Origin of the sequence: Microbacterium sp. ZW CA_36 (assembly GCF_044987475.1) — a bacterium.
GTDB lineage: Bacteria > Actinomycetota > Actinomycetes > Actinomycetales > Microbacteriaceae > Microbacterium.
On record NZ_JBJDRL010000093.1, the window covers coordinates 1 to 11,595 of the forward strand.

Sequence of the window (11,595 nt, forward strand, 5' to 3'; positions counted from 1 at the left end):
GCCGGAGCGGCCCCGGCCGCCCCGGCAGCCCGGCGCAGTGGCAGGCTGGTGTCATGCGCATCGCACTCACCGGCTCATCCGGAAAGCTCGGCACCGTGGTCGCCCGCGAACTGCGCGCGGCCGGCCACGACGTCCTCGGCATCGACGTCGTCGGCACCCGCGGCCCCGATTTCGTCCAGGTCGACCTCACCGACTACGGCCAGGTCGTCGACGCCCTGACCGCGGTGGGCGATCGCCACGACGGGTTCGACGCGGTCGTGCACCTCGGTGCCATCCCGGCCCCCGGCATCCGCTCCGACGTCGCGACCTTCCACAACAACATGAACGCGACGTTCAACGTGTTCTGGGCGGCCGTGAGGCTCGGCATCCGTCGCATCGTCTACGCGTCGAGCGAGACCGTCCTCGGCCTGCCGTTCGACGTGCCGCCGCCGTACATCCCCGTAGACGAGGAGTACCCGCCCCGACCCGAGTCGGTGTACTCGCTCGTGAAGACGCTCGAGGAGCGCATGGCCGTCGAACTCGTGCGGTGGCACCCCGAGCTGTCGATCACCGGCCTGCGGTTCTCGAACGTGATGGTGCCGGAGGACTACGAGGCCTTCCCCTCGTACGACGCCGACGCGCGCCAGCGCAAATGGAACCTGTGGGGCTACATCGACGCCCGCGACGGCGCCCAGGCCGTAGAGCGCGCGCTCGAGGTCGCCCGTCCCGGCTTCGAGACGTACATCATCGCCGCCGCCGACACCGTGATGTCGCGGCCCAACGCCGAGCTCGTCGCCGAGGTCTTCCCCGGCGTGCCGACCCGCGAGTTCGGCGAGCACGACACCCTGCTCTCGATCGACAAGGCCCGGCGTCTGCTCGGGTACGACCCGCAGCACTCGTGGCGGGATCACATCTCGGGCTCATGACCGAGGGGCCGCGCGAAGCCGCCGAGCGCTACCGCTTCGAGAAGTGGCAGCGCGAGCAGGGCTACACATCGGACGAAGAGGATGCCGCGGATGCCGCCGCACCGCCGGCACGGGGCTTCTCGGCGGCCGAGCGGGCTGCGGTCGTCGAGAACTCGATCCAGCAGGCGATCCGGCGGGGAGAGTTCGACGACCTGCCCGGTGCGGGCAAGCCGATCCCCGGACTCGGCGCCACGCATGATCCGGACTGGTGGATCCGCCGGAAGATCGAGACCGAGAAGCTCACCGGGCTCGGCCCGCCGGCTCTGAGACTTCGGGTGGAGGACGCCGAACTCGACGCCCGGCTCGACGCGCTGTCGCGCGAGGACGAGGTGCGGGAGGCCATCGAGGACTTCAACCGTCGCATCATCGAGGCCCGGCGGCAGCTGCAGGGCGGCCCGCCGGTCGTGACGCCCACCCGCGACGTCGACGCCGAAGTGGCGGCGTGGCGCGAGCGACGCAGCGCACGCGTCGCAGCGCAGGCGCAGGCGGATGCGGAGGATGCCGCGGCGCGGCGTCGTCACCCCTGGTGGCGGCGCCGCGGGCGCGGGTAGCGCCAGCGCCGCGGCGCGGGTAGCCGCGGTACGCGTTCTCTGCCGGTTCGGGGCGCGTCGTGAGCGTGCGGGGCGCGCGCGGTGCGCCCCAGCTGTACGCGGCGCGCCCCGAACCGGACGGAGGCGGTCAGGGGTGGGGGTTCGTCGCCTTGCCGTCGAGCCACAGCATGTTCGACGGATCCGAGTGGGCGGTGCCGGTGCCGACGTGCTTGTCGCTGATCTGCGGACCCTTGGTGATGACGTGGACGAGGGCCATCGCGTGCCCGCGGCCGAGGCCGTAGTCGGCGGCGAGCCACTCGACGATCGGCGTGGCCTTCGTGCTCTCGTCGAAGCCTTTCTCGTGCGCGAGATCGACGAACTGGCGCGGCGTGAGGCCGGTCTTCGCCTCGATGTTGTCGAGGTATGCCTGGAATGTCATGAACCGGATCCAATCAGTCGCTGGTGGGAATGTCGATCACGCCGGGTTCGTCCTGCCACTCCTGGATGATGCGGTCCGATGCGTGGATGCACAGCATGCGCAGGCGGCCGCTGCCCGAGTTCTTGAATTGGTGCCAGGCGCCGGCAGGGGCCGTGGCCGTATCGCCGGCGACGGCATCCAATGTCTCGCCGTCGATCGTGATGCGGGCCTCGCCCTCGAGCAGCACCCAGGTCTCGGCGTAGGGGTGGCGATGGATGTCGGGACCCTGCCCGGGCTCGGTGTCGACGAAGAAGTACGACACGGCAGCGCCGTGCTCGGCGCCGATGAAACGGCGCAGGCTGCCCGTGCCGACGACGAGGTCGGCGGCGGGGACGATGGCCGGAATGGTGGTGGTCATGAGGTGCTCCGTCCGCTAGCTGTTGGTGTGGCTTCAGCCTCCTCGCCGTCCACGAGTCGGCCTATAGTTTCGATGTGGATCGAAAGTTCGTCGACTTCCAGCTCGCGCCGGACGACCTCACCGCGATCCGGTTCGGCGTCTCGCCCGGCCACGAACTGTGTCACGCGGTGCGCGCGCTGCTCCGGCCCGACGAGTACCCGCTGCAGTGGGGATGGATGCGGGCCACCCGCAGCGCGATCCCGCGCGAGGACTTCGAGGTGCTCGCGCTGCTGATCCGCGACGAGGGCTACTTCCCCGACTTCTTCACGACCACTCCGACGTGGGAGCTCACGCCCGAGGCGGAGGCGGAGCGGCTGCATGACATCGACGACGAGCGCTTCCGCGTCGACATGACCAAAGTGCTCGTGCGCACCGAGGGCGCCCGTCAGGCCGCCGTGCAGCGCATGCTGGACCAGCCCGACCGCGCCCGGGCCGTGATCGCGGAGGCGTGGCTGTCGGTCTGGAACGCCGGCGTCGCCCCGGTGTGGACGCAGCTGGAGCGGCTGCTCCGCGCCGACATCGCGGTGCGGTCGCGGCGCATCGCCGAGAGCGGCATCGGCGCCATGATCCAGACGCTGCACGATCGCGTCGCGTGGACCGACGGGGCGGTGCGCGTCACGATGCGGATCTGGAGCGAGGTCGTCGACTGCCGCGGCAGCGGACTGGTTCTGGTGCCTTCGGTGATGGGCACCTCGGGGTGCAACGTGCTCACCGAGCCGCCCGCGCAGCCGACCCTGTTCTACCCGGCCCAGGGAGTGACGGCGACGTGGGCACGCGACTCCGCCGACGCGACCACGGCCCTCGGCGCCCTGCTGGGGCCGGCGCGCGCCCGCATCCTGCTCGACGCGCACGAGCCGAGGACGACCTCCCAGGTCGCGCGCGACACCGCCCTCGCGGTCTCCACCGCGTCGCACCACCTGACCGTGCTGCGCGATGCGGGCCTCCTGGCGAGCACGCGCGAAGGCGCACGCGTGCTGCACCGCCGCACGCCCCTCGGCGAGGCGATGGTCGGCGCAGTGCTCTGACGAGCACCACCGGCCGCCGGCACACCACCGGCCGCTGACGCCCCGCCCCCGGCGAGACCGGCAGCCAGGCCCCGCTCAGGTGGCATCGGTAGACTGGCCGGGCCATCCTCGATGTGCATCTACCTGTCTGCGGCCCTCTCCGCTGCGGACAAGGCGGCACGCAATGCCGCCATCTGCGGCCGGAAAGCCCCGAACCACGATGCACACGACACTCACCGATGCGCGACAGCGCCCTGCGCGCACCGCCCCGCGCCCGAGCCTCATCCGCGAGGCCGGCTACGCGTACTTCCCCATCGCGCTGATCGCGCGCCTGCCGTTCGCGATGATGGTGGTCGGCATCCTGACGCTCGTCGTATCGGCGCGCGGATCGCTCGCCCTCGGCGGTGCCACGAGCGCGATGACCGGCCTCGGCACCGCGCTCGTGGGGCCCCTCTTGGGTGCCGCGGCCGACCGCTTCGGCCAGCGCCGCGTGCTGCTGATCGCCGGCGCAGCCAACAGCGTCATGCTCGCGACCTTCGCGTGGCTGGCCTTCGCACCGGTGCCGGATGCCGCGCTGCTCGCGGTCGCCTTCTTCATCGGCGCGTCGATGCCGCAGGTCGCACCCCTCTCGCGGAGCCGCCTGGTCGGCATCATCGGGCGGGCGTACCCGAAGGAGCGCCGCACGCCCGTCGTGAACGGCGCGATGGCATACGAGTCCGCGGCGGACGAGATCGTGTTCGTCTTCGGCCCGGTCATCGTCGGCCTGCTCGCGACGACACTGAACCCTGCGGCACCGGTGATCGGCGCCGCCGTGCTGGGCCTGGTCTTCGTGACCGCGTTCGCGCTGCATCCGACCGCCGCGAAGGCGACGGCATCCGCAGGAGGCGTCCGCCCCGCGCAGACGCCGCTCGGTGAGCTCTTCCGCGCTCGCGTCTTCGCGCCCGTCGTGGGCGCACTCGGCATGGGTCTGTTCTTCGGCGCCATGCTGACCTCGCTCACGGCGTTCATGGCCGAGCGCGGCGTGCCCGAGCAGGCCGGCCTCGTCTACGGGGCGATGGGCATCGGATCCGCGGCGCTCGCCCTCGGCGTCGCGCTCTTCCCAGCCCGCTTCAGCCTGCGGGCACGGTGGCTGACGTTCGCGGCGATCCTCGTTGCCGGAGCCGCCCTGCTGCCCTTCGTCGGCACGGTCGGCGCGATGGCGATCTGCCTGCTCGTGATCGGTGTGGGCATCGGGCCGACGCTCGTGACCCAGTACAGCCTCGCGGCCGCCTTCAGCCCCCGCGGACGCTCGGCGACCGTCATGACGATGCTCGGCTCGGCCGTCGTCGTCGGGCAGTCCGCCGCATCGGCCGTCACCGGTCTCGTGGCCGACACCTCGGGGGCGGCGACTGCCCTCGTCGCTCCGCTGGTCGCCGCCGCCGTGGTCCTCGGGGCGGGCGTATGGAACGCGGTCGCTTCGCGACACTGACGCCGAGGCGTCCCGGCCGACAGGTGTCCTCCGCGGGGCGCGTTGTGAACGCGCTCATGTGCTCCGACAGAGACCACGACGGCGTCGGCTGACGCTGCGCGACGGATGTGATCCCTCACTTTCGCGAAGTTGCGCGAGATTTCGCGATCTCAGGACCCGCACAAACTCCCGCGTTACGCAAATGTTACCGCTCACATCTTGTGCTACCCCCGAATGTGAAGGCTAACATTCAGGCGGACGGGCGGCATGGGTGCGGCCCGGTGCACAGTGATACCGGCGTCGATGCCGGACCCGAACGAGGAGGTTTTGGGAATGAAGAACAGGATTCTCGCCGGTGCAGCGCTTCTGGGAGCGATGGCACTGGTGGCCACAGGCTGCGCGAGCTCGGGCAACGGCGCCGGCGCCGGTGGCGACGAGCTCGTGACGGTCGGCTTCGCGCAGACCGGTTCCGAGTCGGGCTGGCGGAGCGCCAACACCGAGTCGATGAAGGAGGCGTTCTCCGAGGACAACGGCTTCGAGCTCATCTTCAACGCCGCCGACAACGACCCGGCGGCGCAGATCGCGGCGGTCCGCGATTTCATCAGCCGGGGCGTCGACGCGATCGTCATCGCCCCGATCGTGGAGGACGGGTGGGACGACGTGCTCCAGGAGGCGTCGGATGCCGGCATCCCGGTCGTGCTGGAAGACCGCACGGTCACCTCATCCGACGATCTCTTCGCCAGCTGGGTCGGCCTCGACTTCAAGAAGGAGGGCGTGACCGCCGGCGAGTGGGCGGCCGAGAACTTCGCCGACACTCCGACGAAGATGGTCGTGCTCGAGGGCACCACGGGCTCCGCGCCTGCGAACGACCGCGCCGAGGGATTCAACGAGGCGATCGAGGGCACGGCCATCGAGACGATCGACTCGCAGACCGGCGACTTCACGCGCGACGGCGGCAAGACGGTCATGGAGGGCTTCCTTCAGAAGTACGGCGTGGACGGCATCGACCTTCTGTACGCGCACAACGACGACATGGCGCTGGGCGCGATCGAAGCGATCGAAGCGGCAGGCGGCGTACCCGGCGAGGACATCAAGATCATCTCGATCGACGCGGTGCATGACGGCATGCAGGCCCTCGTCGACGGCAAGATCAACTTCATCGTGGAGTGCAACCCGCTGCTCGGCGAGCTCGCCGCGGGCCTCGTGACCGACGTCCTCGACGGCAAGGACGTCGAGAAGGAGGTCTACGTCGAGGACCAGTCCTTCACGCAGGAGCAGGCCGCCGAGGTCATCGACTCCCGCGCGTACTGATCCCCGTCCCCGCGTCCGTCGGGGATCGGCTGAGGCCGATCCCCGACGGACGTCGGACTCGACACGAAAGCACGGATGCGCATGACCGTCAACGAAGACACCCCCGCCGTCGCGATGCGGGGCATCACCATCAGCTTCCCCGGCGTCCTCGCCCTCGATCACGTCGACTTCACGCTGCGCCGCGGTGAGATCCACTCCCTCATGGGCGAGAACGGCGCCGGGAAGTCGACTCTCATCAAGGCCCTGACCGGGGTGTACCAGATCGACAGCGGCACGATCGCCGTCGACGGCGAGGAGCGGGTGTTCTCGGCGACCGCGGACGCGCAGGCAGCGGGGATCTCCACCGTCTACCAGGAGGTCAACCTCTGCGCCAACCTCTCGGTCGGCGAGAACGTGATGCTCGGGCACGAGCCGAGAGGCCGCGCGGGCATCGACTGGAAGGCCGTCCACCGGCTCGCCGCCCAGCACCTCGCGGGCCTCGGCCTCACGATCGACACGCGCTCGATCCTCTCGAGCCATTCCATCGCCATCCAGCAGCTCGTCGCGATCAGCCGCGCCATGGTGCTCGACGCCAGGGTGCTCATCCTCGACGAGCCGACCTCGAGCCTCGACCGCGGCGAGGTCGAGCGCCTGTTCGCGGTCATCCGAGAGCTCCGCGACCACGGCGTCGCGATCCTGTTCGTCAGCCACTTCCTCGACCAGGTCTACGAGATCTCCGACCGCATCACGGTGCTGCGCAACGGCCGGCTCGTCGGAGAGCACATCGCGACGGATCTGCCGCGCGACAGCCTCGTGAGCCAGATGATCGGGCGCGAGCTCGACGAGCTCGCCGCCATCTCGCGCACCGCCGACCGCGTCATCGACCGCTCTGCGGCGCCGGTGCTGCGCGCCACCGGAGTCGGACGCAGAGGGATGCTGGAGCCCAGCGACCTCGACATCTACGAGGGCGAGGTCGTCGGCCTCGCCGGGCTCCTCGGCTCGGGCCGCACCGAGCTCGTGCGACTGCTGTACGGCGCCGACAAGGCCGACTCGGGAACCGTCGAGATGGGCGGTCGGCCCGCACGTCTCACCTCGCCCCGCCACGCGATCGACCATCGCATCGCGTTCTCCTCCGAGGACCGCCGCGCCGAAGGGGTCATCGCCGACCTGACGGTCGCCGAGAACATCGTGCTCGGCATCCAGGCGAAGCGGGGATGGATGCGCCCGGTGCGCCGCGCGGAGCGCGACCAGGTGGTCTCGGAGTACATCTCGGCACTCGGAGTCCGGCCGGCCGACCCGGACATGCTGGTGCGCAATCTGTCGGGCGGCAACCAGCAGAAGGTGCTGCTCGCCCGATGGCTGGCGACCGCGCCGCAGCTGATCATCCTCGACGAGCCCACCCGCGGCATCGACGTCGGGGCGAAGGCCGACATCCAGCGCAAGGTCGCCGAGCTCTCGGCGCAGGGGCTCTCGGTCATCTTCATCTCATCGGAGCTCGAAGAAGTGCTTCGATTGGCACAGCGAGTCGTCGTCATGCGCGATCGACGCCGCATCGGCGAGCTGGACTCCAGCACCGTCGACCTCGATCTGCTCATCGACTACATCGCCAACGAGGGCGAGGGGAGCGCAGCGTGAAGAAGCTCGTCACACACCGGCTGTTCTGGCCGGTCGCGGCCCTGCTCGCACTGATCGTGGTCAACACGATCGCGCGGCCGCAGTTCATCAGCATCACCGTGCGCGACGGCCAGCTGTACGGAGCGCTCATCGACATCCTCCGCAACAGCGCGCCGCTCATGCTCGTGGCCCTCGGCATGACGATCGTCATCGCCACCCGGGGCATCGACCTCTCGGTCGGCGCCATCATGGCCGTCTCAGGCGCGGTGGCGCTGACGATCATCGACACCTCCGGCGATCCGGGCAGCGGCGCCACCGTCGCCGTCGCGCTCCTGGTCGGCATCCTGGTGGCCCTCGTCCTGGGCGTGTGGAACGGCTTCCTCATCGCGGTGCTGGGCATCCAGCCGATCATCGCGACCCTCGTGCTCATGCTCGCGGGCCGCGGCGTGGCTCTGCTCATCACCGACGGGTTCATCACCACGGTCACCAGCGCGCCCTACAAGTTCATCGCGACGGGCTACGTCATCGGACTCCCGTTCGCCCTGTTCATCTCCATCGCGGCGATCGCGGTCATCGCACTGCTCGAGCGGCGCACCGCGCTCGGCGTGCTCACGGAGTCCGTCGGCATCAACCCCGAGGCGAGCCGGCTGGCGGGCGTCCGCGCCCGCGGGATCGTCTTCGGCGCCTACGCCGCGAGCGGCGTGCTGGCCGGCATGGCGGGTGTCCTCTACAGCTCGAACATCATGGCTGCCGACGCGAATGCCGCGGGGCTGTACATCGAGCTCTATGCGATCCTCGCCGTCGTGCTGGGCGGCACATCGCTCATGGGAGGCAAGTTCACCATCGCGGGCACGGTCGTCGGCGTCCTCACGATCCAGACGCTCGAGTCCACCATCCTGTTCCTCGGCGTGCCGTCGGCGCAGGCGCCCGTGTTCTTCGCAGCGGTCGTCATCGTGGTCGTCCTCGTCCAGTCGCCGCGGCTGCACCGGTTCGCCCGCGGGCTGATCGCCTCGCGCCGCTCCGGCGGCGGCGGTCCGAGCACGCCCGCACCCACACCCTCGACCACGACGGAGCCGACGAAGGCGGAGGCGGTCCGATGACCACGACGACTCAGACCGAGGCCGGGCGCCCGACGCTCGGCGCCCGCTATGCGACCTTCCTGAGCCGTCACTCGTCGCTCATGCCGACGTTCGCGGCCATCGTGATCCTGATCGTGCTCCTCGTGGGCGCGCAGTTCGCGTTCGGCAACTTCATCACGCCTCGGAACCTCTCGGCGCTGCTGCTGAACAACGCCTACCTGCTGATCCTCGCCGTCGGCCTGACGTTCGTGATCCTGACGGGCGGCATCGACCTGTCGGTCGGGTCCGTGATGGCGTTCACCGGCATCCTGTGCGCGAAGCTGCTGGCCGAGGGGCTCCCCGCGATCGTGGCGATTCCGCTCATGCTGCTCGGCGGCGCCGCGATCGGCCTGCTGATAGGCGTGCTCGTGCACTACTTCGACGTGCAGCCGTTCATCGCCTCACTCGCCGGCCTGTTCCTGGCTCGCGGCCTCGCGTTCGTCGTCAGCCTGTCGTCGATCCGCGTCGAGGACCCCGCGGTGCTGTGGCTGCAGCGCACTCGGCTCACGGTGGGCGACTGGTACCTGACGCCCACCGGCATCCTCGCCCTCCTCATCGTCGCAATCGGCGTCTTCGTCACGCAGTGGACGCGCTTCGGCCGCACGATCTACGCCATCGGCGGCAACGAGCAGTCGGCTCGGCTGATGGGCCTTCCGGTGGCGCGGACGAAGATCCTCGTCTACGTGATCAGCGGCGTCTGCGGCGGCCTCGCGGGCCTCGTCCTCACGGCCTACTCCGGCGCCGGCTACCCGCTCAACGGCGTCGGCACCGAGCTCGACGCGATCGCCGCGGTGGTCATCGGCGGCACGCTCCTCACGGGCGGGTCCGGCTATGTGATCGGCTCGATGATCGGCGTGCTCGTGTACGGCGTGATCAAGACCATCATCGCGTTCATGGGCGCGGAGCAGTCGTGGACCCGCATCATCATCGGCGGGCTGCTGCTGGTGTTCATCGTCGTGCAGCGGTTCATCGTCACCCGGTCCGACCGTCGCCGATGACCCGAGTGCCATGAGAGGACCCGTTCGCGTCGCACGACATAATGGCGTGATGGACGAGCGGCGTCCGCTCATGGAACTCACCGGGGCGACGGTAAGGTTCGGCGCGGAGACCGCGCTCGACGACGTGCGCTTCCGCGTCTTCCCCGGCGAGGTGCACTCGCTCATGGGAGAGAACGGCGCCGGCAAGTCGACGCTCATCAAGGCCCTCACCGGGGCGCTGCACCTCGACATCGGACGCATCGAGCTCGACGGGCACCCCGTCCGGTTCGGAACACCGGCCGACGCGCTGCGCGCGGGGATCAGCACGGTCTACCAGGAGATCGACCTGCTGCCGAATCTCACCGTGGCCGAGAACATCTGCCTCGGCCGCGAGCCGCGCCGCTTCGGCACGATCCACTGGTCGGCGATGCGCGAGCGCGCTGCCGAGGTGCTCTCGGGACTCGGGCTGACGATCGATCCGGCGTCGATGCTCGGCAGCCACTCGCTCGCCGTCCAGCAGCTCGTCGCCATCGCGCGGGCGATCTCGATCGACGTGCGGGTGCTCGTGCTGGACGAGCCCACCTCGAGCCTCGACATCGACGAGGTGGCCGAGCTCTTCCGCGTCATGCGCGACCTCAAGGAGCGCGGCGTCGCGATCATCTTCATCTCCCACTTCCTCGACCAGGTCTACGAGATCGCCGACCGCATCACCGTCCTCCGGGGTGGCCGGCTCGTCGGCGAGTACCTGCCGACGGAGCTGCTGCGCATAGACCTCGTCGAGAAGATGCTGGGGCGCAGCCTCTCGGACCTCGGCACACGCGATCGCGTCGACGCCGCCCCGGAGGCGGCATCCGCTCTGCTCAACGCTCACGGCGTGACGGTCTCTCCCGGCATCGCCGACGCCGACGTCGCGCTGCATGAGGGCGAGGTGCTCGGGCTGGCGGGACTCCTCGGCTCAGGGCGGACCGAGCTGGCGCGCGCGATCACCGGAGCCGACCGGCTGGACGCGGGGATCATCACGATCAGCGGCGGCCGCGTGGAGCCGAGAAGCCCTCGCGAGGCGATCGCGTTCGGCATCGTCTACTCGTCGGAGAACCGCCGCACCGAGGGCATCATCAGCGAGCTCAGCGTGCAGGACAACATCACCCTCGCGCTGCAGGCGGAGCGAGGCGTGTTCCGGCGCATGCGGGATCAGCGCCGCCGGGAACTCGCGATGAGCTGGATCGAGGCGCTCGACATCCGGCCGGCCGACCCGGACCGCCCCGCGGGCACGCTATCCGGCGGCAACCAGCAGAAGGTGCTGCTGGCACGACTGCTCGCGCTCTCACCGCGCGTGCTCGTCCTCGACGAGCCGACGCGCGGCATCGACGTCGGCGCCAAGGTCGAGATCCAGAACCTCGTGGGCGAGCTCGCCGACAACGGGCTGTCGGTGATGTTCATCTCGGCGGAGCTCGAGGAGGTGCTGCGCGTCGCCAGCCGCGTCGCGATCCTGCGCGGCGGCCGCGTGGTCGACACGCTGCCGTCCGACTCGCTCACCGTCGAGTCCCTCATGGCGCTCGTCGCACAGGCCGACGATGCCGATGAGGAGGGAGTGCGGTGACCGACGAGAAGCAGGCGCGCTCCGCGAACATCTTCGACGTGGCCCGGCTCGCGGGCGTCTCGCACCAGACGGTCTCGCGGGTGCTCAACGACCTGCCCAACGTCCGCCCCGCCACACGCGCACGGGTGGAGCAGGCGATCGCGCAGCTGCGGTACCCGTCTCTTATACACAACTGACGCTGCCGACGATCCACTCT

General features: G+C 70.0%; 11 protein-coding genes and 1 pseudogene. 10 read left to right on the forward strand and 2 right to left on the reverse strand.

Going from position 1 to position 11,595, the window contains the following annotated elements; all coding sequences use genetic code 11:
* Window positions 1-53 precede the first annotated feature (53 nt).
* Window positions 54-905, forward strand: a complete 852-nt coding sequence (locus ACI3KX_RS20810) for an NAD(P)-dependent oxidoreductase (RefSeq protein WP_363354601.1) — start codon at window positions 54-56, stop codon at window positions 903-905.
* On the forward strand, window positions 902-1,495 hold the full coding sequence (locus ACI3KX_RS20815; RefSeq protein ID WP_363354603.1) for a DUF1992 domain-containing protein: 594 nt from the start codon (window positions 902-904) through the stop codon (window positions 1,493-1,495). Before ACI3KX_RS20810 ends, ACI3KX_RS20815 begins: the two co-directional genes overlap by 4 nt.
* Window positions 1,496-1,622: 127 nt before the next feature.
* Here the strand turns inward: ACI3KX_RS20815 and ACI3KX_RS20820 are convergent, their stop codons facing one another.
* Complete coding sequence (locus tag ACI3KX_RS20820; RefSeq protein WP_404910941.1) at window positions 1,623-1,913, reverse strand: DUF4287 domain-containing protein; 291 nt, start codon at window positions 1,911-1,913, stop codon at window positions 1,623-1,625.
* Between the two features lie 13 nt (window positions 1,914-1,926).
* On the reverse strand, window positions 1,927-2,310 hold the full coding sequence (locus ACI3KX_RS20825; RefSeq protein WP_363354607.1) for a cupin domain-containing protein: 384 nt from the start codon (window positions 2,308-2,310) through the stop codon (window positions 1,927-1,929).
* Window positions 2,311-2,384: 74 nt separating this feature from the next.
* On the opposite strand from ACI3KX_RS20825, the gene ACI3KX_RS20830 reads away from it, so the two are divergent.
* The 8 genes and pseudogenes from ACI3KX_RS20830 to ACI3KX_RS20865 all read left to right on the forward strand — a co-directional run.
* On the forward strand, window positions 2,385-3,374 hold the full coding sequence (locus ACI3KX_RS20830; RefSeq protein ID WP_363354609.1) for a DUF5937 family protein: 990 nt from the start codon (window positions 2,385-2,387) through the stop codon (window positions 3,372-3,374).
* Between the two features lie 199 nt (window positions 3,375-3,573).
* Window positions 3,574-4,821 (forward strand): MFS transporter, encoded by a 1,248-nt coding sequence (locus ACI3KX_RS20835; RefSeq protein WP_404910942.1) that lies wholly within the window; start codon window positions 3,574-3,576, stop codon window positions 4,819-4,821.
* A 312-nt stretch (window positions 4,822-5,133) separates the two neighbouring features.
* Window positions 5,134-6,111, forward strand: a complete 978-nt coding sequence (locus ACI3KX_RS20840; RefSeq protein WP_363354613.1) for an ABC transporter substrate-binding protein — start codon at window positions 5,134-5,136, stop codon at window positions 6,109-6,111.
* Between the two features lie 81 nt (window positions 6,112-6,192).
* A complete protein-coding gene (locus ACI3KX_RS20845) occupies window positions 6,193-7,725 on the forward strand; it encodes a sugar ABC transporter ATP-binding protein (protein WP_404910943.1) in 1,533 nt (510 codons plus the stop codon).
* Window positions 7,722-8,804, forward strand: coding sequence for an ABC transporter permease (locus tag ACI3KX_RS20850; RefSeq protein ID WP_349428740.1), 1,083 nt, complete (start codon window positions 7,722-7,724; stop codon window positions 8,802-8,804). The genes ACI3KX_RS20845 and ACI3KX_RS20850 overlap by 4 nt, the downstream gene beginning before the upstream one ends.
* Window positions 8,801-9,820: an ABC transporter permease subunit gene (locus tag ACI3KX_RS20855; protein WP_349428741.1), complete on the forward strand. Its 1,020-nt coding sequence runs from the start codon at window positions 8,801-8,803 to the stop codon at window positions 9,818-9,820. Before ACI3KX_RS20850 ends, ACI3KX_RS20855 begins: the two co-directional genes overlap by 4 nt.
* Window positions 9,821-9,869: 49 nt before the next feature.
* Window positions 9,870-11,399, forward strand: coding sequence for a sugar ABC transporter ATP-binding protein (locus ACI3KX_RS20860; RefSeq protein ID WP_363354617.1), 1,530 nt, complete (start codon window positions 9,870-9,872; stop codon window positions 11,397-11,399).
* A pseudogene (locus tag ACI3KX_RS20865) lies at window positions 11,396-11,554 on the forward strand (LacI family DNA-binding transcriptional regulator); the annotation flags it as partial. The gene ACI3KX_RS20860 and the pseudogene ACI3KX_RS20865, both read left to right, overlap by 4 nt.
* Window positions 11,555-11,595 lie beyond the last annotated feature (41 nt).

Coding starts and splice junctions, on each gene's coding strand:
- ACI3KX_RS20810 (WP_363354601.1), top strand. CDS start 54: ATGCGCATCGCACTCACCGGCTCATCCGGAAAGCTCGGCACCGTGGTC.
- ACI3KX_RS20815 (WP_363354603.1), top strand. CDS start 902: ATGACCGAGGGGCCGCGCGAAGCCGCCGAGCGCTACCGCTTCGAGAAG.
- ACI3KX_RS20820 (WP_404910941.1), bottom strand. CDS start 1,913: ATGACATTCCAGGCATACCTCGACAACATCGAGGCGAAGACCGGCCTC.
- ACI3KX_RS20825 (WP_363354607.1), bottom strand. CDS start 2,310: ATGACCACCACCATTCCGGCCATCGTCCCCGCCGCCGACCTCGTCGTC.
- ACI3KX_RS20835 (WP_404910942.1), top strand. CDS start 3,574: ATGCACACGACACTCACCGATGCGCGACAGCGCCCTGCGCGCACCGCC.
- ACI3KX_RS20840 (WP_363354613.1), top strand. CDS start 5,134: ATGAAGAACAGGATTCTCGCCGGTGCAGCGCTTCTGGGAGCGATGGCA.
- ACI3KX_RS20845 (WP_404910943.1), top strand. CDS start 6,193: ATGACCGTCAACGAAGACACCCCCGCCGTCGCGATGCGGGGCATCACC.
- ACI3KX_RS20855 (WP_349428741.1), top strand. CDS start 8,801: ATGACCACGACGACTCAGACCGAGGCCGGGCGCCCGACGCTCGGCGCC.
- ACI3KX_RS20860 (WP_363354617.1), top strand. CDS start 9,870: ATGGACGAGCGGCGTCCGCTCATGGAACTCACCGGGGCGACGGTAAGG.